Annotated in this window: 1 protein-coding gene; it reads right to left on the reverse strand. The window is 47.7% G+C overall.

Going from position 1 to position 306, the window contains the following annotated elements; genetic code table 11:
• A partial coding sequence (locus KDM89_RS21395) for a VOC family protein (RefSeq protein WP_212689805.1) occupies positions 1 to 306 on the reverse strand: 306 nt, incomplete at both ends.

The raw sequence follows: 306 nt of genomic DNA on the forward strand, positions 1-306 counted from the left end.
GACCAGATCATAATACGTTTCTATCGTATCCTGGAAAGAGACACCGGCTGCTTTCATATCGGCCACGGTTTTGTAGACATTGTCGGTGCCCATCGCGATATGCTGCACGCCTTCGCCGTGATACAGGTCCAGATATTCTGCGATCTGGGATTTGTCATCGGATGATTCATTGATAGGGATGCGGATTTTGCCGCAAGGAGAAGTCATGGCTTTAGACTTCAGACCAGTATGCTTGCCAGCGATATCGAAGTAACGGATTTCACGGAAGTTAAACAGGGTTTCATAGAAGTCCGCCCATTCCTTCAT

The organism is Cognatundibacterium luofuense, from assembly GCF_018139685.1.
Taxonomy (GTDB): Bacteria; Pseudomonadota; Gammaproteobacteria; order Burkholderiales; family Burkholderiaceae_D; genus Undibacterium; species Undibacterium luofuense.